Here is a 21,854-nt window from a genome sequence, read left to right as displayed (position 1 = left end):
GGCCTAGCAGCCGCAGGAAACGGCGTCGCCGGAGCCGGGGCTTTCTGAGGCTGGAGCGGGGCCGCAGGGGAACAGGCCGAAGTGCTGGTCTTTATTGCCCAAGACTTTGAAGTGGGCTCCGTAGCGCGTGAGGCTGACCATGTCGGCGGTATTGCCGCACACGAGCATGGGGCGGCCGGTTTCAAAGCGGTGGTGGTCATCGAGCTCAAAGGCGTGGGGCTGGCCGGGGACGGTACCCTGGTAGATGGCCACCTGGCCATAGTCCTCGCACTTGTCTTCGAGGTCGAGTTTAAAGGCCCGCACCGTGAGGGAGTAAAACTTGATGTTGCCGACTTTGGCTTCAATCTCGGGGTTATTGATGGTGAGGCGGCGCTGGGCAGTGAGGCGGTAGTCGCGGATGCCCAGGTTCAGGAGCAGGCGGCGGAAGTCATCAATGTAGAGGGCGCCGCTGAGGCACTCACCGTAGAGCACTGGGTCCTGCCGCAGAGCTTCCGGCACGCGGCGGTCGGCAAATACGTCGGAAATATGAAGCTCGCCGCCTGGTTTCAGCACCCTGAAAATTTCGCGGTACGTGGCTTCCTTATCGGTGCTGAGGTTAAGCACGCAGTTGCTGACCACTACATCCACGCTGTTGTCGGCAAGGTCGGCGGTGCGCAGGTCTTCGATGTAACCGTGGCGAAACTCCACGTTGGGCTGGCGGTAGCCAAACTTCTCGGTGTGAGCCTGAATGTGGCGGCGCGCTACATCGAGCTGCTCCTCAGTCATATCTACCCCAATAACGTGACCCTGTTCCCCCACCAGCTTAGAGAGCAGATAGGCGTCGCGGCCGCTGCCACTGCCCAGGTCCAGCACGGTGCAGCCTTCCACGGCCGGGGGCACGCACACCCCACACCCGTAATATTTCTCCAGCACCTCCGACTCTAGCTGGGCCAGAATCAGCTTATGCTCAGCCGGAATATCATCGGTGCAACAGGCGTTGGTTTTCAGGTCTTGGCTGGTGCGCAGTTGCTGACCGTAGTAGTCTTGTACCTGCTGCTGAATTTGTTCTTCCATGGAGTTAAAAGATGCTGACGTTGCCTGGGCAAGGTACGTACCAGCGAGTTAGTTCGGTTTAGCGGCCACCTGCCCGCTATGGATTTACCGTGGCGGGGGCCGCCCATGCAACCATCGGCCCGGTTATGGTAGTATGGGGCATATGCGTTTGTTTGTCTATCCCGCCCTCTCCAGCTCGGCCCGCGCCCTGTTGCTTCAACAGCTCCCCTCCTCAGTAGTTTCAACGTTCCGGCAGGATCTGCCGCCAGAGCAGCAGCAAGCCCACTTCCGGCAGGCCGAAGTGCTACTCGGCAACCCACCCGTAGAGTGGTTTCGCACGCCCCCGAGTGGCCTACAGTTCTGGCAGATAGACTCGGCCGGCATTGAGCGGTACCGCGAGGTGCAGGTGACTTGCCCGGTAGCCAACGTGGGCGACTTTTTTGCCTGGCCCTGCGCCGAAACCATGCTGGCCGGGCTGCTGGCGGTGTACCGGTGCATTCCGCAGCTAGCGGTGTGGCAAACGGAAAAGAGATGGGTGGGTGCCCCCATTCGGCAGCAAACCGGCCTGCTGCGCAACAAGCGGGTAATTATTCTGGGCAGCGGTGCTATTGGGCAGGCCGTGGCTCAGCAGCTCTCCGGTTTTACCAGCGCCATTCAGTTTCTCGCCCGCACTGATCCAAAAGCCCAGCTGCACTCAAAAGCAGAGCTGCAAGCCGCGCTACCCGAAACGGATATCGTGGTGAACTGCCTACCCGGCAGCGCCGAAGGCTTCTTCTCTGCGGAGCTCATTGAGGCCATGCCGCCCACCAGTATCTACGCCAGCGTGGGGCGCGGCAACACCACCGACGAGCCCGCCCTGATAGCGGCCCTGCAAACCGGCCGCCTCGGCGGAGCCGTGCTCGATGTAACCGCTCAGGAACCCCTGCCCACCGACAGCCCGCTGTGGGCAATGCCCAACGTACTGCTCACCCAGCACAGCGGCGGCGGCCAGCCAGAAGAAGACGAAGGCAAAGTGCGTATCCTGCTGCGTAACCTACAAAACCTGCAGCACCAGCAGCCCCTGGAAAACGAGGTGGAACTGAGCCGCGGGTACTAAGTATTTTCGCATAGCGCCTCATCCTGACGAAGGGAGGAACTTGTCACGTTTGGGCAGGTAGTTATAGGCTGTTTAAACGTTATTAAGAGAGCGTCATGCTCAGCATGACGTTCTGGCTGTGAATCACATTCACGCATGCTAGGCCACATCGTAAGTGATATTGGTTACCTCCACTACTTCCTCTTTGGGACCGAGGCGCAGGGTAACCGTTTTGCCCAGCTTGGCGCCTTGCACGGCCCGGGCAATGGGGGCTACGAAGGCTACTTTGCCTTCTGCTACTGATGCTTCGTCAACGCCCACAATGGTGAACTGCCGTTTCATTCCGGGTTTGCCGCCGCTTTTGGTCACGAGGGTAACGGTAGCCCCGAAGCGAACCTCTTTCGCGGGCTGGCCGCGGGGGTCTACCACTTTGGCGCTGGCAATGCGAGCATTGAGGGCACTGATGCGACCATTCAAGACTGTAAGCAGGCGGGTGCGGTCGGCATCGTTTTCGCGGTTGGCTTCGGCTATTGTGCGCTCGGCTTCCAGCTCAACCAGCTCGGCGCGGAGCTGCTCCAGGCCAGTTGGCGTTACGTAGTTGGGTGAGCCCGGCGGTAGCGCCGGCCGTGGCGGAATAATAGGGGCTTCGAGGGAATCGTCTTCTTTGGTAAATGCACGGCTCATAGGGTATTCTAACGCAGCGCTGAACGCAGAGTTAAGGAAGCCTGGTGCTAGCTTCCCGGCGGCGTTCTATGGTACTCTCCCCGTACCACTCTTTTCGTTCTGACTGGCTCAGGCCACTGCTGTTCCAAACCATGAAACTGATTGACAAAATTGCCTGGCTGCATCTGGAAGAGGGCCAGCTCCTGAGTACCCGCAGCCGCGGCAAAGACCGGTACTACATACCCGGCGGCAAGCGCGAACCCGGTGAAACCGACGCGCAAACCCTGCTGCGCGAAATCAAGGAAGAACTGACCGTTGACCTTGAACCCACCAGCTTAACCTACGTGGGCACTTTTGAAGCGCCGGCGCATGGCCACGCGCCCGATGTAGTGGTGCGCATGACCTGCTACCGCGCCCGCTACGTAGGCCACCTCCAACCCGCCGCCGAGATTGAAGAAGTAATCTGGCTCACTCATCGGCACCGCCCCGAAGTATCGGCCGTTGATCAAGTGATATTTGACTGGCTCAGAGAACAAGGGTTACTGGCTGATTAGAACTGTCATTCCGAGTGATGCGAGGAATCTGGATTAGCTTCTAGGCCACTTCCCCAGACTCCTCGCTTCACTTGGAATGACAGTTTTAGCCTTGGCCCACCAACGCCTGCATCTGCTGGGCGTTGCCGATGGCGGAGGCATCAATATCGTTATTGAAATACACGTAAGCCTGTTTTACCTGCGGCGCGGCCTGTATTTCGGAGACAATGCGTCGCAGAAACTCCTCACTGTACGGCGACTTATACAGCTCCGGCACGCCGTGAAAACGGTAGTAGAGGAAATCGGTGGTAGTCACTACGTCATCGGGCAGGTGCGGGTGGCTCTGGCCAGCAAAGGCAATCCGGCGCCGCGACAGTTCCTGAAATACCTGCCCTTCCCACCAGCTGGGGTGCCGGAACTCCAGCACGTTTTGGTAAGCTGAGTCCAGACTTTCCACAATGCGCTGCAGGCGCTCCTGGGTGAAGGTCATGCGCGGTGGCAGTTGAAACAGCACCGGCCCAAGCTTCTCGCGCAAGCCTTCCTGCACGGTCCCGTAGAAGTCAGCTAGTAGTTGGGCCGTGTCGTGGAACTGCTTGTAGTGCGTAATGAGCCCGGGCGCTTTCACCGCGAAACGAAACTCCGGGATGCTGTTCTGATACCACGGCTCCAGGAACGAGAGCTGCGGAAAACGGTAGAAGGTCACGTTCAGCTCTAGCGTTTGAAAGTGCTGGCTGTAGAACTCAAACCAGCGGCGTTGGGGCAGCTTTTCCGGGTAAAAAATGCCCCTCCAGTGTTTGTAGTGAAAACCAGAACAGCCAATATGCCACATGGAGTTAGGTGATGGAGTGAAGAGGTACTGAAGTTGGACGCACTTGCTTTACGATAGCAGTGTAACTGCCCATGCACGTATGGCTCTCCCTTTTCGGAGAGAGGGCCGGGGGTGAGGTGCCCCACTAGCACAACTGACTTAGGTTGCTCCTGACCTACGACCTGATACTTGCTGGGGTTAATAGCGTTGAGCCAGGCGGCAGCTTCGTTTAGGCCACTCCGGTAGTGTTGCCCAGCAGCTTCCGCAGCTCAAAGGCGTTGAGCACGCCGGCCCCACCGATACCGTTGTTGAAGTACACGTAGGCCTCTTTCACACCCGGCGCGGCCTGAATTTCATCCGCAATGCGCTGCAAAAAATCTTCGCTGTACGACGACTTGTACAACTCCGGTACGCCATGAAAGCGGTAGTAGACCACGTCGGTATTGGCTACTACTTCATCGGGCAGAGGCATGGGGTGGCTCTGGCCCACGAAGCTGATGTGGTGGCGGGCCAGTTCCCGGTACACCTCCCCTTCCCACCAGCTGGGGTGCCGGAACTCCACCACATTGGTAAACTCCGGGTTGAGGTTGGTGAGGAGGCGCTCCATCAGCTCCTCGGTGTATGCGGCTTTGGGCGGCAACTGAAACAGCACCGGCCCGAGCTTTTCGCGCAGTCCTTCGCGCACCGTGCCGTAGAAATCGGCCAGCACGGGCTCGGCTTCGGCGTTAAACTTCTTGTAGTGCGTGACGATGCGCGGGGCCTTCACGGCAAATTGAAAGCCTTCGGGGCTCTGGTCGTACCAGTTCTCTAAGGCCCTCATTTCGGGCATCTTATAGAAGGTAACGTTCAGCTCCAAGGTATTAAATTGGGTGCAATAATACCCAAACCACTTGCGCGGAGGCAACTCCGGCGGATAAAACACGCCTTTCCAGTCGCGGTAATGAAACCCGGAGCAACCGATGTGGATAGCGGGCATGGCAGCAGCATTGGTAAGCGGAGTTTCTACGCAGCTCCTGGCCTAGCGGCTGCGGCCGGCAGACCAGCCTGATTTCATTCTTAATTTTCTCATTGCGCCTCCCAACTTCAACCTTCTGACTACGTAAGCCAAAATCTGTGTCTGAACGGCAACGGTGCGGATTGGTGCGTTTCTTTTCCAGTCCGCTGTAGCAGCTGCGGCAATCATCACGACTACTCACTGGCGGGTCTGCTGGGCCTTGCTATCATCCTTTGTATTATGGCAGACGAGAACCCTGGAACACCTCCGGAAAACGCTGGCCACGACGGTAACCGTCGGGATTTCCTAAAAAAATCTACCCTTCTAACTGCCGTTGCCCTCACCCCCGGCCCCGTGCTGCAAGCAGCCGCGGCGGAGTGGGATGAGAAAGTGGCGGCCGCTTTCGAGAAAGTGCCCTTGAAGCTGGAAGTAAACGGCGTGAAGCATAAGCTCTCGGTAGAGCCCCGCACTACGCTGCTGGACTTGCTGCGTGAGCAGCTCCACCTCACCGGCACCAAAAAAGGCTGCGACTACGGCCAGTGCGGGGCCTGCACGGTGCACGTAGATGGTGAGCGGGTAAACTCCTGCCTGCGCTTGGCCGTGATGGAAGACGGCAAGAAAATCACCACCATTGAAGGCTTGGCCGACGGCGATAAGCTGCACCCTATGCAGGAGGCTTTCGTGAAGCACGACGGCTTCCAGTGCGGCTACTGCACCCCCGGCCAGATTATGTCGGCGGTGGCGTGCATCCGGGAGGGCCACGCGGGCTCCGAGGGGGAGATCAAGGAGTACATGAGCGGCAACATCTGCCGCTGCGGTGCTTATTCCAATATTGTAGCGGCCATTCAGGACGTGAAAAACGGCGGTCAGAAAGTATGAACCAGTTCCAATACGTTCGCCCCACCAAGCAGAAAGCAGCCATTGATGCGCTAGCCAAGGACACCTCGGCCCAGTTCATTGCCGGCGGCACCAACCTCGTTGATTTGATGAAGCGGGGCGTGATGAGCCCGCAAAAGCTGGTCGACATCAACAAGCTGCCTCTCAACAAGATTGAGAAAGAAAACGGCGGCCTCCGCATAGGGGCGCTGGCCTCAAACACGGCAGTTTCAGAGGATAAGCTAGTGCTGGAAAAACAACCGTTGCTGGCCCAGGCTCTGAAAGCTGGCGCCTCAGCGCAGCTGCGGAACATGGCTACGGTGGGTGGCAACATGCTCCAGCGCACCCGCTGCTACTACTTCTATGACACGGCTATGCCCTGCAACAAGCGCGAGCCGGGCTCGGGCTGCGGCGCCCTGGAAGGCATCAACCGCATGCACGCCATCTTCGGCTTCTCGGATAAGTGCATTGCCGTGCACCCCTCCGACATGAGCGTGGCTCTAGCCGCCCTCGATGCCACGGTGCTGGTCAGTGGCCCCCGCGGCGACCGGCGCATTCCGTTCGTAGAATTCCACCGCCTCCCCGGCGACACGCCCCAGAAGGACACTAACCTGGAGCAAGGCGAGCTAATTACCGCCGTTGACATTCCCGACGGGCCCTTCACCAAAAACGTGCACTACCTGAAAGTGCGCGAGCGGGCTTCCTACGCTTTCGCCCTGCTCTCCGTGGCCGCCGCCCTCCACCTCGACAATGGCACCATCAAAGATGCCCGCCTGGCTATGGGCGGTGTAGCCCACAAGCCCTGGCGCCTCAACGAAGCAGAGAAATTCCTGGTCGGCAAGCCCGCCACAGAAGAAACGTTCCGTCAAGCCGCCGCCATCGCCATGCGCGATGCCAAGGCCTTCAAGCACAACGCCTACAAGCTAAAGCTCGGCCCAAACTCCATCATACAAGCCCTGAAGAATGCCACTGCAGCAGCCTAGAGGGCTTTTCTAGCTCTAGCGCGCCTCAACCCTAGCCCCTCTCCGAAAGGGAGAGGGGAACTAGCTCTAGTCTTCGTAGTAGTCCACTTTCTCTGCTCCTAGCTAAAGACACATAGCAGGCCTTTATAGCTCTTCCGTTCGGCTCCCCCTCTCCTTTTTCGAAGAGGGGGCCGGGGGGTGAGGCGCCCGCCAGAACAAACTCACCATCCAATTCACCCATCCCATGCCCAAGCAACCCGCTGAGACTGGAGTCGTCGGAAACCCGATGCAGCGCGTGGACGGCCGGCTGAAAGTGACCGGCGCGGCCCGGTACGCGGCTGAGCACCCGGTGGCGGGCGTGAAGCACGGGGTACTGGTGACGAGCACGGTAGCGCGGGGCCGTATCAAGGAGCTTAACACGGCTGCGGCAGAAAAAGCCCCGGGCGTACTGGCCATTGTCACGTATCGAAACTCCCCCAAAGTACCCGGCTACTCTGATGCCAAGGCCAGCAACAACCCGCGGGTAGAAGGTCAGGAGATCAAGATTTTCTACGACGACCAGATTCACTTCTACAACCAGCCCGTGGCCCTGGCCATTGCTGAAACGCTGGAACAGGCCCGCTACGCCGCTTCGCTGGTGCGCGTGGCCTACGAGCAGCAGCCCCACCAAACCGACCTGGCAGCTAACCTACAGCAAGGCACTGAGCCCAAGAAGGAAAAGGACTACTCGCGCGGACAGGCCTACGCCTACCGCACGGCCCCAGTACACATTGAGCAACAGTACGGCACGCCCATTCAGGTGCACACCCCCTTGGAAATGCACGCCGCCATTGCGCTCTGGGAGGGTGATAAGCTGACGGTCTACAACAAAACTCAGGCGCCCAAACTGGCCCAGCAAGACCTCATGCGCATGTTTCAGCTGCCCGAGGAGAAGGTGCTGGTGCATTCGCCCTTCGTGGGTGGGGCTTTCGGAGGTTCCTCGCGCATCTGGCCCCAGGAGACGGCAGCCATCCTCGGGGCCAAGCACGTAGGCCACCCCGTGAAGCTGATGCTGCGCCGCGAGCAGGAGTTTAACTTGGTGGGCTACCGGCCAAGGTCGATGCAGAAAATGGGGCTGGGCGCTGCGGCGGATGGGGCCCTGGTGGGCGTCACGCACGAGGCGTTCGGCAACACCTCCCAGTACGAGCAGTTTGCCGAGCGCATTGTGCACCCCACCAAGTCGGCGTACCGCACGCCCAACATGAACACGGTGTACAAGGTGGTGCCCCTGGACGTGAGCACGCCCTGCTGGACGCGTGGCCCCGGCGAATCGAGCGGGTCTTTTGCTCTGGAGTCGGCGATGGACGAACTGGCCTACGCGCTCAAGATGGACCCCGTGGCCCTGCGCCTGCGCAACTACGCCGAAACCGACCCCGAAAACGACAAGCCCTGGGCCAGCAAGCACCTGCGCGAGTGCTACGAGCGCGGTGCCGCTAGCTTCGGGTGGAGCAAGCGCAACCCCGTGCCCCGCGCCACGCGGCAGGGCGACTGGCTCGTGGGCCAGGGCATGAGCTCAGGCATCTACAAGTCGGAGCGGCAGGAAGCCACCGCCAAGGCCCGCCTGATGGCCGATGGCACCCTGCTCATCCAGAGCGCCACCGCCGATACTGGCCCCGGCACGGGCACCATCATGACCCAGATTGCCGCCGATGCCAGCGGCGTAGCGCCCGAGAACATTCGGTTTGAGCTCGGCGACTCGGCCCTGCCACCTGCCCCCATTCAGGCCGGCTCGCACACGGCTACGTCGGTGGGCTCAGTGGTGCATGAGGTGTGCGTGGCGCTGCGCGAACAACTGCAGAACCTGGCCCGCAACCAAACGGGCTCTGCATTCAGCCAGGTGCCGCCTGCTGAGTTGGTGGCCCGCAACGGAGAGTTGCAACTGGCTCAGGACAGCAGCAAGCGGCTTTCGTACGTGGAACTTCTCAGGCAGCAAAACCTGCCCATGCTGGAAGTCACGCGCCAGTCGAAGGGCGGGCCGGAGCTGAAGGAGCACTCGGGCAAGTCGTTTTGCGCCAACTTCGTGGAGGTGCACGTGCACGCCCTCACCGGCGAGGTGCGCGTGAACCGCGTGGTATCGGTGGTAGATGCGGGGCGGGTGCTCAACCACACCACCGCTCGCAGCCAGGTGCTGGGCGCGGTGGTGTGGGGCATTGGGCAGGCGCTCATGGAGCAGGCCGTCATCGACCACCGCTACGGCAACTTCATCAACCACGACCTGGCCGAGTACCACGTGCCCGTCAACGCCGACATGCCGGCCATTGACGTGCAGTTCATTGATAAACCCGACCCTATCATCAGCCCCACGGGCGCCAAGGGCCTCGGCGAGATTGGCCTGGTAGGCTTTGCCGCCGCCGTGGCCAATGCCGTGTACCACGCCACCGGCACGCGCGTCCGGGAGCTTCCCATCACCCCCGATAAACTGGTCTAGGCCAGTCGGTCACTCATTCGCACTTCGTTTTTTATGGATACTACTCCCACTCCCAAAAACAATATCGGCAAGCCCATGAACCGGGTAGATGGCCGGCTTAAGGTTACGGGTGCTGCCACTTACTCCGCTGAGTACAACCTGCCCAACATGAGCTATGCCGTGCTTGTGGGCAGCACCATTGCGAAGGGCCGGATCAAAAACATTGATGCCCGCGCCGCTGAGCGGGCCCCCGGCGTGCTGGCGGTTATCACCCATTTCAACTCGCCCAAGGTTCCGGGGTTCGTTCCGACGGGCAAAGACCCTTCTCAGCCCCAGACCGTAGGCGGCCGCCTCAAGGTGTTCAATGACGATCTGGTGCGCTTCAACGACCAGCCGATTGCGGTGGTAGTGGCCGACACGCTGGAACGTGCCCGCTACGCCGCCCGGCTGGTGAAAGCCCAATATGAGCAGGACAAACACGTAACCGACATGGCCGTGGGTATACAGCAGGCATTTGTACCTACCCAGGCGAAGAGAAACCCGAAGTCGGGGGTGGCTGACTACGTGCGCGGCACCGCTGATGCCTACAAAACCGGCGCGGTTCAGCTGGAATCGGAGTACGTTATCCCGACGGAGGTGCACCACCCCATGGAGCTGCAATCCATTACCGCCCACTGGGAAGCTCCCGACCGCCTGACGATTTACGACAAGACCCAGGGCACCATGGCTACCCGGCGCGACTTCGCCAAAGAGTGGGGCCTGCCCGAAGAGAACGTAAAGGTCATTGCCACGTTTGTGGGCGGCGCCTTTGGCAATGCCCTGCACAGCTGGCCCCACGAGTCGGCGGCCATCATTGCGGCCAAGAAGGTAAACCGGCCGGTGAAGCTGGTACTCACGCGCGAGCAGATGACCACCATGGTGGGCTACCGTCCCTTTACCTGGCAGAAAGTGGGCATGAGCGCCACGCCCGACGGTAGAATCACGGCCATCACCCATGAAGCCGTGGGCCAGACCTCCAGCTACGAGGAGTTCACGGAATCGACGGTGCAGCAGACCCGCATGATGTACCAGTCGCCGAACGTGAATACCCGCTACCGCATTGCCGCCCTCGACGTGAGCACGCCCATCTGGATGCGCGGCCCCGGCGAGGCCACGGGAGCATTTGCCCTGGAGTCGGCGATGGATGAAATGGCGCACCTGCTGAACATGGACCCCATGGAGTTTCGGCTGCGCAACTACACCGACAAGGACCCCGAAAACGGCAAGCCGTGGTCGAGCAAGTTTCTGAAGGAATGCTACCAGATGGGCGCCGAGCGCGTGGGCTGGAACAAGCGGCAGCTGAAGCCCGGCAGCCTGCGCGACGGCGACTGGCTGGTGGGCTACGGCATGGGCGTGGGCACCTTTGGGGCGCACCGCGGCTCCTCCCAGGCCAACATCCGGCTGCTGCCTAACGGCACAGTGCTTCTACAAAGCGCCGTGACGGACATCGGCCCCGGTACTGGCACTGCCATGACTCAGATTGCCGCCGACACGCTGGGTCTCTCACCCGATAAAATCAAGTTTGAGTGGGGCAACTCGCAGTTTGCACCCGCGCCTACGCAAGGGGGTTCCGCCATTGTAAACACGGTGGGCCCGGCCGTGCAGGAAGCTTGTTTGGCACTGAAAGAGAAGCTGCGCACCATGGCGGCCACCAGCAATACCGCCTTTGCTTCAGCTAAAAAAGAAGACGTAGTTTTTGCCGATGGCTACGTGGGCCTGAATGGTAACCCCAGCGCCCGCGCCAGCTTCGCTGATCTGCTGAAGCAGGCCGATGGCGGCTTTGTTACCGTAGAGTCGAAGCCCCAGGGCGACAACCAGAAGAACTATTCTATGTACTCGTACTCAGTGCACTTTGCCGAGGTGCGCGTGCACCAGCTTACCGGCGAGGTGCGCGTGAGCAAGCTGGTTTCCTGCGCCGATGCGGGGACTATTGTGAACGAGAAAACGGCTGGCAACCAGATGAAGGGCGGTGCCGTGGGCGGTATTGGCATGGCCCTGACCGAGCACGCCCTCATCGATGACCGGTTCGGCCGCTACGTCACCAAGGACCTGGCCGAATATCACGTGCCCGTCCACGCCGATGCGCCCGACGTGCAGGTGGCCTTCGTAAACCAGCCCGACCCCTACGTGAATGCCCTCGGCACGAAAGGCATCGGCGAAATTGCCATCATCGGCGTGGCCCCCGCCATTGCCAACGCGGTGTTCAATGCCACTGGCAAGCGCGTGCGGGAGCTGCCCATCACCCCCGATAAGCTGATTTAACTGGCCTAGGCCACTCCGCTAGTACCTAGTAAGCCTGTGCTACTAAGGTCACCTGGCACATATAGTCGCAGCTCGATAGATTGCAGTCGCTTTGGGCAACAACCGTTGCCTTAGAGAGCCTGTAGCTTATCGGGCTGCTCTGTTCAGCGCGTACTAATCCAGGAATACTAGTCCCTTTCACTTCCCCTAGCAACTGTCTACTTGATTTCAATGAATAGCCCAGTGATGCAGCCTCCGTCCTTAATACACAGTAGCATACACTTCCTTAAAACCGGGCTGCTGGTAGTACTATGTTGGCTGTTCGTGCTTCCGCTAGCGGCCCAGACACCCTCACCTCCGGCTGGGCGCGTGGTAGTAAAGACTCTTGACTCCAAGCTGCTGCGCGGTAACCCAGGTGGCGAAAACCCACGCCGCCGCGTGAGCGTGTACTTGCCGGCCGACTATGAAACTCATCCGCAGCGGCGCTACCCGGTGGTATATTACCTGCACGGTTTTACCTGGAACGACAGCCTGATCTTCAACCAGGATGGGATGAAAGGCCTGCTTGACCAAGCCATTGCCGACCGTCAGATCCGGCCCTTTATCCTGGTTGTGCCTAACGAGCAGACGCGCTTTGGGGGCAGTTGGTATGTTAACTCGGCCACCAACGGCCCCTGGGCCGACTTTACCGCCCGGGAGCTGATAGAGTTCGTTGACAAGAACTTTCGTACGCTGGCTCGCCCTGGCAGCCGTGGCCTGGCCGGACACTCCATGGGTGGCGGTGGCACCATTCGGCTGGCCATGCAATTTCCGGGTACCTGGGCAGCGGCCTACGCCCTGAGCCCCGCCTTTCTGGGGGCGCATCCCAGCTATCTGCCGGGCCCAGGCGTGCCCACTGCCCTGCGGGCCAAAGGCCCCGCCGACGTACAGGGCAGCCATGTAGCCTTCGCCACGGTATCTCTATCCCGGGCCTTCTCAGCGGCCCCAAAAAAACAGCCGTTCGGTGCCGATTTGCCCGGTTCTCTGGGTGCCGACAGCGTGGCTCGGCGTGATGCCGTGCTGGGACGCTGGGTGGGCGCTACTCCTACCGCGCAACTGCCTACGCGCATTGCGGCGCTGCGCCAGCTTCGGGCCCTGGCTTTTGACTGGGGCGCTCAGGACGAGGTACGCCACATTCCGCCCACTTGCTACACCTTCAGCTCGTGGCTTAGTAGCTTTGGCTTGCGCCACACGGCGCAGGAGTATGAGGGCACCCACGGTAGCCGCATTATGGGACGTACCGGGCGCGTGTATCAGCAGGTGCTGCCGTTTTTCAATACTCATCTTGATTTCGAGTAGCAACCTATCGGGGTTCTTATGAGTAGGTAGGAAACATTCTCCCATACTTCCCCCTCTTCCCTACTCATGGATACTGTTCGCTCTTTCTCCGCCGACACTGAGGCTGCCTTATGGCAGCAGGTAGCCGCCGACATGGCCCGCGAGACTGACCTGCTGGAATACACCGCCGACCTGCACCTACAGGGCCACACCATTCGGTTGGATATTGACATTGACCTGGGTGGCGGCTTTGAGGGAGGTTTCGAGACGACCACTTTTACGGCCCCCGTTCCGGCCAGCGTGGAGCTGCGGTTTGCCCTGCACGAGCAAGACTGGATTCATGAAATTGGTAAGCTACTGGGCCTTACCGATGTGCAGCTAGGCTACCCCGAGCTGGACCCGGCGTACATCATCACCACCAACGACCCCGCCGCCCTGCAGGCACTGCTCTCAGACCCAGCCAGCCGCGAAACGCTACAGAAGTATCAGGAGCTGCGCCTGAGTCTGGCCCCCGTGCATCACGACAATATGGATGAGCTGTACCTGACGCTCACCAAGGAGCAAGCCATTGTAGAGCCGGCGCAGCTGCAGGAAATCTATCATCTGCTGTTTAGCCTGTTACAGCAGCTGGCCCCCACTGCAGCTCCATCAGGTACAACGGCCCCTGTAAAACTAAACGGCTAGGCCACTCCTGCTACTGTGTAACTACGGCAACTGCAGTGGCCTAGCGGCGCGCACTTCCTTTCACGGCCCTGCGCATGCGCAGGGCCGTGCCTGTTTATAGCGGCACTGGCAAGGCGGCGTACCGGAGTGCAGCCTACTTTCCGGCAATAAGGCCCGCCCAATGCAGCACCCAGCCCAGCAGATACACGCCAGGGATAATAAGCCCGTAAGCCCACCAAGGTAAGTTGCCAAGCCGCTGGCCCAGCCCTGAGTATCCTGCGAATCTTCTTGGTCTCGTTTCCATGGCCGTATATGGTGTAAAGTGTTGTATATCTGAAGATACGCAACACATTCACCAAAAGCAATACACGCCTGCGACCCGGTTCTTAGCTCCCCAAGCTTTGCCCATTGCAGCGCGGCTACAGCACTAGCTGGGCGTATAGGCGCGCCAGGGTTTCAGCGGGGTCAGTGCACCTACCGGGGTGCACGGGTGAGGTTTGCACAATGGTGCTGCGCGTGGCCGTGAGCCACCGAAACCGGGAGGCAACCGGGAGTTGCCCAATAGGCCCACCCTCTTTGCGCCCCTGGCAAATGCGCTCGAAGGAGCGCAGCCGCTGGGTGAGCTCGGTCAGGTCCAGTTCATTGCCGGCAAAGGCGCGCAGGCGGGCCTCGGGCACCTCAAACCGGGCTTGCAAGAACCCCTGTGAGGAGCAGTACAGGATTACGCCCACGTTGAGGAACTCCTCGCGCTCTACGCGTGGCACCACGCGCAGCACGGCGTACTCATACAAGTGCTTTTCGGGCATTTTCGGCTTCCTGAACAAAGGTTTCGGAGGCGGCCAGACGCGTCGTCAGGAACCGCACATAATTTTCCCGCTGCTCTTCGGCATCTACCTCGGGCTCGGCCAGCCACTCAGCTGGTACCAGCGCCAGAATAGCCCTGATGCGCTCGGGCGTGAGGCGGGAGTGGCCTAGGGCATTGGCGGCGGCCAGCTCTTTGGCCTGGGGCAGCAGCACATGGTCTTTCACCTGCGGAAATGGTCGGGGCTTGGGCTCCGACCAGCTCGGGCCGGCGTGGTGCACGTACAGCGCCGCGCCGTGGTCAATCAGCCACAGCTCCTTGTGCCACATGAGCAGGTTGGTGTTGCGGGCGGTGCGGTCTACGTTCATCGTGAGGCAATCAAGCCACACAATCAGAGAGGCCAGCTCCGGCTCAATGGTATTCACCAGGGGGTCGAAGGTGCTGGCGCCGGAGAGGTAGTGCAGGGCCAGGTTGAGGCCGGTGCTGAAACGGAGCAGGTCCTGAATTTCTTCGTCGGGCTCAGTGCGGCCAAAGGCTTCGTCGAGCTGGCAAAACACCAGCTCCGGCACCCGCAGGCCTAGTGCGCGGGCCATTTCGCCCACTACCAGCTCGGCAATCAGGGCCTTCACGCCCTGGCCGGCCCCCCGGAATTTTACCACGTACATGAACCCATCATCGGCCTCTACGAGGGCCGGTAGCGAGCCTCCTTCGCGCAGCGGAGTAACGTAGCGCGTTACGTCAACGGTTCTTAGAGAAAGGGTAGCAGCCTGCATACAGCAAGAACAAGAAAGGATAGGCCGCGCAAAGGACGGACAATTCTGGAAGTTTTTGGCGGCGCTCATGCGCCTTGAGCAGGAGCCGCCCCGCAGGAGTTTACGGGGAAACTACCCGGACAGCGGCCCCGCTTCATGTAACCATGTGGCCACCTGGTAGTACAACCCCTTACACACCTTTGCCCTGGCTCTTCACTCGTTTCCTGTATTATGGCTTACATCGTCACGCTTACCCTAAACCCTACCGTTGATAAGAGCACGACTACGGGCCAGATTATTCCTGACCAAAAGTTGCGGTGTGCGCCACCTAAGTTTGAGCCGGGCGGGGGCGGCATCAATGTTTCACGGGCCCTCAAGCGGCTGGGTGCCGAGTCGACGGCAATATTTCCGGTGGGCGGCCACACGGGCCTGCTGCTGCAGGAACTTCTGAGCAAGGAAGATATTCTGCAGCAGCCCGTGGTAACGGTAGGCCGCACCCGGGAAAACTTTATTGTGGTGGATGCCTCCACGGGCCAGCAGTACCGCTTTGGGATGCCCGGCACGGAGCTGGCTGAAGTAGAGCAGCAGCAGGTACTCACCACGCTTCGGAACCTACCAGGCAACCCCGATTTTCTGGTCATTAGCGGGAGCATACCGCCCGGCGTAGAGCCTGAGTTTTTGGTCAGGATTGTGCAGGCGGCAAAAGCCCGCGGCGTGAAGGTGGTAATAGACACCTCCGGGCCCGCTTTGCACCGGCTGCTGGATGAAGGTGTGTACCTGGCCAAGCCTAACGTGGGCGAGCTAAGCCGCATGGCGAACATTGATGAGCTGGATAACGCAGCCATAGCCCAAACCGCCCGTGCGCTGGTGCAAGAGGGCAAGTGCGAAATTGTAGTCACGTCTTTGGGGCCCCAGGGAGCCTGCGTGGTTACCCGTGACCTGATAGACCACGTGCCGGCACCCGCCGTGAAAAAGCGCAGCACCGTGGGCGCCGGCGACAGTATGGTAGCCGGGCTGGTGTATGGGCTCACTACGGGCCTCTCCGTGCGCGAGACCGTGCGCCTGGGGGTGGCCTGTGGCACGGCCGCCACCATGAACCCCGGTACTGAGTTATTCCGGAAGGAAGACGCCACCCGGCTCTATCACTGGCTGCTCCAAAACACCATGCTGTCGTCGGCAGCGTAGCGGTAGGCTAGGCCACCAGCGGGAGAGCCTATGGTAGCCGAAGCTGAACAGGGCCTGATAATAAGCAAGATTTCGCAAGCTAATGCGGCTTATTATCAGTAAATTAAGGGTACACACCAACCTCCTAACCCTTTCAGCCATGAACGAACAAACCGCCCTGATCACCGGTGCCTCAAGCGGCATCGGGTTTGAGTTGGCTCGTTGCTTCGCGCGCGACGATTACCGCGTTGTGCTTGTGGCCCGCCACCTCGATGAGCTGCAGGAAGCTGCCCGCTTACTCCACCAGGAGTTTATGGGTGTAGACATCCTGCTGCTGCCCTTCGACCTGAGCCTGCCCGATGCAGCGGCGCAGCTCCACGCCGAAACCACGCAACGCGGCCTGCGCATTGATGCGCTGGTGAATGACGCCGGCTTTGGTGAAACGGGTTACTTCACGGATACCGACCTGGAAACCGAGCTCCGCATGATTCAAGTAAATGCTGCCTCCCTGGTACACCTCACCAAGCTCTATCTGCGCAACATGATGGAGCGCAATGAGGGCCGCATTCTGCAGGTGGGCTCCGTGGCTTCCTTTGCCCCTAGTCCCTGCCAGGCCGTGTACGCTGCCACCAAGGCCTTTGTGCTCAGCTTCGCCGAGGCCGTGCAGCATGAGCTGAAGCAGCAGAAATCGGCCGTAACCATGACCATCCTCTGCCCGCCTCCCACCGATACTAACTTCTTCCGCACCGCTCACGCCGAAAATACCAGGGCGGCGGCGCACACGGCCTCGGCCCGGGCCGTAGCCGAAGAAGGGTATGATGCTCTGATGGAGGGTGCCTCCCGCTCACTGCCTACTCTGGGCGCCAAAATCAACTTTGTTTCCAGCCTACTCCTCCCCGACTCTATGCTGGCCACTCTCATGAATACGCAGCTCCACGCCACCGCCCGGTAGTTGCTTTGCCGTGTGCAGCTCAGCCCTGGCCGCCTCCTACGCTACAGTAGGAGGCGGCTTGTTTTTATGTGCCATTGCCACCCCCAGCCCGCAAGGCTGTGGCGTATCCATCTGTAGTGCGCTGCGTACATGTAGGCCACTTCTACTGCTGCTCTATGGCCAACGTTCCGCAAAAACCTGAGTTACCGGCCTGGGTATTTCTGCTGCTGCGCTTTGGCTCCATAGCCTTGGTAATGGCACTGGCGTGGTACCTAACGCGCTGCCAGTCATAACTGGCCTCGCAGCCTAAGCCGTACTGCTAGGCTTAGTGGCTTCTACTGTTTCAGCACTGCCATGATTGTTCGGGAAATGCTCACCAGCTTCATCTGCCTCGCTCAACACGACCATGCCCAGATTTCGGGCCGGCTGGCGGAGCAGTGGCAGCTTGCTTACTTTGAGGGCCCCGACCGCCGGCCAGAAGTGCTGCTGGCCAGTAGGGAGCATGACCGGGCCTGGATACCCCTTGATGCAGTGCCTATCTGGAATAAGCAAACCCAGGCCCCTCATTCCTTTCTCGACTACCCCACCGCTCCTAAAGTGCAGCACTATCAGCAGGGTATTGAGGAGGTTGCCCACCTGGCACCCTATGCTGGCTTGCTGTGCAGCCTGCACTACACCAGCTTTCCCGACTTGGCCCGCAGCCCCGCCGGCCAGCAGTTCCTGCGCACGGAGGCTGAGCGCCAGCAGCACCTTAAACAACAGCTCCGGCTCACGGCTCCCACCGAGGCCGCCACCCTGGAGTTTCATAAAAGGCTGCTTCGCTTCACCGATAACCTCTCGCTCTACCTCTGCCTCAATGAGCCTGGCACCACCAAAGAGCAGGAGCACCCCTGGTACCGGGAAGGCATACCCTTCTCTGATTACTTTGCCTTCACCCGGCAGCATACCATACAGGTGGAGTGGCCTAGCCGCCACTCCGTGCGCATTCACCCCTCCCCCTTTCAGGTGCCCTTTGCTGTGCGCTTGCGCTATAAAGAGCTACCCAAAGCACAACTGACAGCAACAAGCCTAGGCCAGTGCTTTGCGGAAGCGCCGGTTGAGGAGTTGGAGGTTTGGGTGCACTGAAGGCAGGCCCGGGCTTACCTCCGCGTTGATTGCAGAGCGTCCATTGCCGTTGTTACCCCAATGAGCAGCAGCTTATACGTACACCGCACGTACCGCGCTAACTGACTTACTACGCAACCCCAGCCGGCCGCAGCCGCTGATACAGCATTTCAGCGGCGGCTTGTAGTAGCGGCAAATCGGTGGTACGCTCCTCGCACCGTTGCATATCATAGTGGCACAGCGTACCAAAGGCTTTGCCCCCGGCGTCCCGAATCAGCACCCCGCAGTAAGAAATAACCGGCGTATCAATCACGCCTTTTACCCGCGCGTCGGTGGTAGCATCGGTAATTTCCAGAGGGGCTTCCTGCCGCCCTACCAGTGAGCAGTAAGTGGCCGCCATAGGCGCGTCGTCCCCCTTCAACAGCTCCGGATTATAGCGGTCATACAGTACCTCGTTGCGTAGCGTGTCGCCATCAAAACGAAAGATACCGGTGTATTGGTGGGGCGTGCGGCTGTTGAGGTATTTAAGCGCCGCATGCACGCCGCGCTGCTGCAGAATATTTTCAAACTCCCCTATTTCACGGTGCATAGGAGCGTCCGGCTTAATGGAAGAGTTGTTCATGGCATCTGGAGTTTACAGCTTCAAAGTAGATAACTGACTTACGCTCAGCTCTGGGGTGGCCTGGCGTTTGGCAGTTGGTGGTGTAAAGGTAAAGTTTCAATTAAACTTCCTGTGCTATGACTTTAGCCAGAAGCCATATTTTCTTGGACTTTATACCCGGGCAAAATAGATTGTTCAGGCACATTGCATAGCCCTTATGCGCTACGGCGGCAATACTGTATACTCAGCCTTAAATCTACCAGGCTGCTCACCAGGGGTTTGCGTAGGCAAACCCAGTATCCCGTTGGTATACAGGGTTGCCTCAATTCCTTAACAGGCTGCCACCATGCCACTAGCGTGTGAGTGGCTGTGAGTAGCAACAACTATTTGAAGAGCAGCTCAGCTCGCTCAGCGCAGCACGGGCACCGGCTGATACAAGCTAAGGCCGCTTGCCGCTCACCGGTACGAAGCGTTGGCTTCTATCCAGACACGCTGGTACGCTTATATTTGTAGCATTCCTGTATCTTTTATCTGCTAGTCGTGTCTCTTTGGCTACCTAAAGTAACTTCGTTTCTCCGCCGTAAGCTTCCCGAAATAGTACTGGTAGTTGTTGCGCTATTCCTCCTCAAGGCTGCCTTTAAAGATGTTTTCCTCCATCCGGGCTCCTACCTGTTTAGCTCTGGTGGCGACGGACTCAAAAACAACTATACCTACCTATACCATGTATTGTGGGGCCAGGGCACCCACTTCAAGGGGATGATGTACCCCTACGGCGACCATGTGGTGTACTCCGATGGGCAGCCGTTGCTTTCCATGCTGCTGGCTGGCTGGCGGCAGCTTGGGCTGCCATTGCCTGACTCTGGCCTGGGGTTTATGAACGGCCTTATGCTTTGGGCTATTCCAATTTCGGGCTTGCTGCTGTACCGCATTCTGCGGGCTAACCTGGTTCCTGCGTGGCCCGCGGTAATTGGGGCGCTCCTCATCAGCTTCATGTCGCCTCAGCTGGAGCGTATTCTGGGGCACTTTGGCCTATCATACGGCTTTCTTATTCCGTTGTACTGGTACATACTTATTAACGCTTTTGACAGCACCAAAGCGCGTAGCGGTTGGCTGTTAGCGCTTTACGTGGCAGCTGGTTTTCTAGGGGGCCTATTGCACCCCTATTGGGTTACTATGGCAGCGTTGCTCGCCCTGGCCTACGGGCTGGTGGCTTTGCTGCAGCATAACAAGGCCTCTTCCTACTCTAAGGGGCTAGCGGTGCGCGTTATGGTAGCGGGTTTGCTTTCCGTAGGGGTATTCCAGCTTTTTATGCTGCTTACCGATAACATCCCTGATCGGCCGGCCTCGCCGTGGGGGTTCCTCTTCTATCGGGCGAGCTTTGCCAGCATCTTTTACCCAGTACTCGAACCCCTGCGAGGCTTCTGGAAAACCGCTCTTAAAGCCGAACCATCGGAGATTTGGGAAGGCTGGGCTTACGTGGGACTCATTGGCTTGGTCGCGCTGCTTCTGACTGTTGTCCGGGTAGTGCAGTACCTCATTCGGCGGCGGCCGGGCCTGATTCTGAAGCCAGTGCTGCCTTTGCCGCTGCGCATTGGCCTATTCGCGGGTATTTTGTGCGCCCTGTTTGGTAGTGGTGTGCCCTTTATCTGGGGGCTGGCTGATTTGCTAGAATACATGAAGCCACTTAAGCAGTTTCGCTCCATTGGCCGGTTTGCGTGGGTGTTTTACTACACTTACACGGTATACGTAGTTTTTTACTTCAACCTGCTTTTCCGCTACCTGCGCAACAGGAGGGCGGGCCGGTTTGCCTTGTCGTTGGCGGTGCTGCTCATTGTTATTTGGGGCTGGGAAGGCCGAAACGCTACGGCACAGTTTGCCAAACGGGTTTCGGGCCTCGAAATCACCCAAGACTTTATGCACCCCCAGGACTCTTACATGACCCACCTGGGCTGGGACCACCCCATTACCAACTATCAGGCTATTGTGCCGATGCCGTTTTACCTGATTGGGTCAGAAGTACAGCAAATGGGTGGCGGCAGCTCGGAGTACGAATCAATGCGCTCATCCATTGAAACCGGTTTGCCCCTGGTGGCGGCCTCTATGTCGCGGGCATCGCGGAGCCGCTCGGGCGCGGTTCTCCAGCTGTTCAGCCATGACGTGATACCAAAGGAAGTACTGCACGACTTTCCTAACCAGAAGCCCTTGCTGCTGCTGGTAACGCCCCACCCCTTAAGCAAGCCCGAACAGAACCTGGTAAGCAAAGCACAGCTGATCTATTCCGACAAGCGGGCTTCCCTCTATGAGTTGCCCCTGGCAGCCCTGAATGCCGAGCCGGCCCGGATAGCCGCTCTTAGTGCCATGACCAGCTACGTACCCCGCCTCGATGTAGTGCGCGTGCAATCGTGGGCCCACCCCACGGGACGCTCCCCCCTGGGCAACCCCAGCCAGGCCGGCTCCGGCAACTTAGTGCTCTGGAATGGGCCGGTACCCCAGGCCCAGGACACCACTACATACGAGGCCTCCGTGTGGATGCGCTCCGTGGGCATGGAAAGCCTGCCCGTGTTGCACCTGCGTGAATGGGATGGGCAAACAGGCCAGGAAGTGAGAAACCAGGAGATACTGGTAGCGCGGGCCACCGATGTATACCATGGGTGGCTGCGTATTGCCTTAAGTACCCGGCTTCAAAAGCCAACTAACCGGCTGGAAGTATATATAGACGGGGAAACGTTTGAAGCGGCCGATGTACTTATCAGGCCCTTGTATGCTGATGTGTACGAAACCCTGGCGTCGGGTAGGCCAACCAAAAACAACCTTCCTTTGCAGGACTAACCCCACCACCGGCAGGCTGCTT

19 protein-coding genes are annotated in these 21,854 nt (G+C 59.5%); 12 read left to right on the top strand and 7 right to left on the bottom strand.

All coding sequences use genetic code 11. The features are described 5' to 3' along the window. Positions 1-3: 3 nt before the first annotated feature. The gene (locus HMJ29_RS10535) at positions 4-1,053 is read right to left on the bottom strand and encodes a methyltransferase domain-containing protein (RefSeq protein WP_171591444.1); all 1,050 of its coding nucleotides are present in this window, start codon (positions 1,051-1,053) and stop codon (positions 4-6) included. A gap of 142 nt (positions 1,054-1,195) precedes the next feature. Here HMJ29_RS10535 and HMJ29_RS10530 point away from each other — a divergent pair, with 142 nt between their 5' ends. After that, a complete protein-coding gene (locus HMJ29_RS10530) occupies positions 1,196-2,128 on the top strand; it encodes a D-2-hydroxyacid dehydrogenase (protein ID WP_171591443.1) in 933 nt (310 codons plus the stop codon). A gap of 138 nt (positions 2,129-2,266) precedes the next feature. Here HMJ29_RS10530 and HMJ29_RS10525 read toward each other — a convergent pair whose 3' ends face one another. Next, entirely contained in the window at positions 2,267-2,791 is a 525-nt protein-coding gene (locus HMJ29_RS10525) for a GreA/GreB family elongation factor (RefSeq protein WP_171591442.1), read from the bottom strand. Between the two features lie 131 nt (positions 2,792-2,922). Here HMJ29_RS10525 and HMJ29_RS10520 point away from each other — a divergent pair, with 131 nt between their 5' ends. Next, positions 2,923-3,324 carry an NUDIX hydrolase gene (locus tag HMJ29_RS10520; RefSeq protein ID WP_171591441.1) on the top strand — a complete coding sequence of 134 codons (402 nt, stop codon included), beginning with the start codon at positions 2,923-2,925 and terminating at the stop codon, positions 3,322-3,324. Positions 3,325-3,409: 85 nt separating this feature from the next. Here the strand turns inward: HMJ29_RS10520 and HMJ29_RS10515 are convergent, their stop codons facing one another. Together HMJ29_RS10515 and HMJ29_RS10510 are read right to left on the bottom strand one after the other, a co-directional pair. Further along, positions 3,410-4,132: a DUF72 domain-containing protein gene (locus tag HMJ29_RS10515; RefSeq protein ID WP_171591440.1), complete on the bottom strand. Its 723-nt coding sequence runs from the start codon at positions 4,130-4,132 to the stop codon at positions 3,410-3,412. A 208-nt stretch (positions 4,133-4,340) separates the two neighbouring features. After that, positions 4,341-5,087, bottom strand: a complete 747-nt coding sequence (locus HMJ29_RS10510) for a DUF72 domain-containing protein (RefSeq protein ID WP_171591439.1) — start codon at positions 5,085-5,087, stop codon at positions 4,341-4,343. Between the two features lie 258 nt (positions 5,088-5,345). On the opposite strand from HMJ29_RS10510, the gene HMJ29_RS10505 reads away from it, so the two are divergent. The 6 genes from HMJ29_RS10505 to HMJ29_RS10480 all read left to right on the top strand — a co-directional run bounded on the left by HMJ29_RS10505 (position 5,346) and on the right by HMJ29_RS10480 (position 13,670). Beyond that, positions 5,346-5,984 (top strand): (2Fe-2S)-binding protein, encoded by a 639-nt coding sequence (locus HMJ29_RS10505; RefSeq protein ID WP_171591438.1) that lies wholly within the window; start codon positions 5,346-5,348, stop codon positions 5,982-5,984. After that, the gene (locus HMJ29_RS10500; RefSeq protein WP_171591437.1) at positions 5,981-6,964 is read left to right on the top strand and encodes an FAD binding domain-containing protein; all 984 of its coding nucleotides are present in this window, start codon (positions 5,981-5,983) and stop codon (positions 6,962-6,964) included. Before HMJ29_RS10505 ends, HMJ29_RS10500 begins: the two co-directional genes overlap by 4 nt. A 223-nt stretch (positions 6,965-7,187) precedes the next feature. After that, on the top strand, positions 7,188-9,410 hold the full coding sequence (locus HMJ29_RS10495; RefSeq protein WP_171591436.1) for a xanthine dehydrogenase family protein molybdopterin-binding subunit: 2,223 nt from the start codon (positions 7,188-7,190) through the stop codon (positions 9,408-9,410). Between the two features lie 33 nt (positions 9,411-9,443). Beyond that, on the top strand, positions 9,444-11,690 hold the full coding sequence (locus tag HMJ29_RS10490; RefSeq protein ID WP_171591435.1) for a xanthine dehydrogenase family protein molybdopterin-binding subunit: 2,247 nt from the start codon (positions 9,444-9,446) through the stop codon (positions 11,688-11,690). A gap of 303 nt (positions 11,691-11,993) precedes the next feature. After that, positions 11,994-13,007 carry an alpha/beta hydrolase gene (locus tag HMJ29_RS10485; RefSeq protein WP_171591434.1) on the top strand — a complete coding sequence of 338 codons (1,014 nt, stop codon included), beginning with the start codon at positions 11,994-11,996 and terminating at the stop codon, positions 13,005-13,007. 66 nt (positions 13,008-13,073) lie between these two features. Continuing rightward, positions 13,074-13,670, top strand: coding sequence for a hypothetical protein (locus tag HMJ29_RS10480; protein WP_171591433.1), 597 nt, complete (start codon positions 13,074-13,076; stop codon positions 13,668-13,670). Positions 13,671-14,068: 398 nt separating this feature from the next. On the opposite strand, the gene HMJ29_RS10475 is transcribed toward HMJ29_RS10480, so the two are convergent. Then, entirely contained in the window at positions 14,069-14,455 is a 387-nt protein-coding gene (locus HMJ29_RS10475) for a DUF3037 domain-containing protein (RefSeq protein ID WP_171591432.1), read from the bottom strand. Next, complete coding sequence (locus HMJ29_RS10470) at positions 14,433-15,224, bottom strand: HipA family kinase (RefSeq protein WP_171591431.1); 792 nt, start codon at positions 15,222-15,224, stop codon at positions 14,433-14,435. Before HMJ29_RS10470 ends, HMJ29_RS10475 begins: the two co-directional genes overlap by 23 nt. A gap of 210 nt (positions 15,225-15,434) precedes the next feature. Between HMJ29_RS10470 and HMJ29_RS10465 the strand changes: the two genes are divergently transcribed. The 3 genes from HMJ29_RS10465 (at position 15,435) to HMJ29_RS10455 (ending at position 18,423) form a co-directional block, all read left to right on the top strand. Further along, on the top strand, positions 15,435-16,388 hold the full coding sequence (locus HMJ29_RS10465) for a 1-phosphofructokinase family hexose kinase (RefSeq protein ID WP_171591430.1): 954 nt from the start codon (positions 15,435-15,437) through the stop codon (positions 16,386-16,388). A gap of 139 nt (positions 16,389-16,527) precedes the next feature. Next, complete coding sequence (locus HMJ29_RS10460; RefSeq protein WP_171591429.1) at positions 16,528-17,319, top strand: SDR family NAD(P)-dependent oxidoreductase; 792 nt, start codon at positions 16,528-16,530, stop codon at positions 17,317-17,319. A 333-nt stretch (positions 17,320-17,652) separates the two neighbouring features. Further along, on the top strand, positions 17,653-18,423 hold the full coding sequence (locus HMJ29_RS10455) for a DUF3891 family protein (protein WP_171591428.1): 771 nt from the start codon (positions 17,653-17,655) through the stop codon (positions 18,421-18,423). A 109-nt stretch (positions 18,424-18,532) separates the two neighbouring features. On the opposite strand, the gene HMJ29_RS10450 is transcribed toward HMJ29_RS10455, so the two are convergent. Then, the gene (locus HMJ29_RS10450; protein WP_171591427.1) at positions 18,533-19,024 is read right to left on the bottom strand and encodes a hypothetical protein; all 492 of its coding nucleotides are present in this window, start codon (positions 19,022-19,024) and stop codon (positions 18,533-18,535) included. A 519-nt stretch (positions 19,025-19,543) separates the two neighbouring features. Between HMJ29_RS10450 and HMJ29_RS10445 the strand changes: the two genes are divergently transcribed. Then, positions 19,544-21,832 (top strand): DUF6311 domain-containing protein, encoded by a 2,289-nt coding sequence (locus HMJ29_RS10445; protein WP_171591426.1) that lies wholly within the window; start codon positions 19,544-19,546, stop codon positions 21,830-21,832. The last annotated feature ends 22 nt before the right edge of the window (positions 21,833-21,854 follow it).

This window comes from Hymenobacter taeanensis, assembly GCF_013137895.1.
Lineage (GTDB): Bacteria > Bacteroidota > Bacteroidia > Cytophagales > Hymenobacteraceae > Hymenobacter > Hymenobacter taeanensis.
Note: the sequence above shows the minus strand (reverse complement) of the source record. Positions and strands in the feature narration are given on the sequence as shown.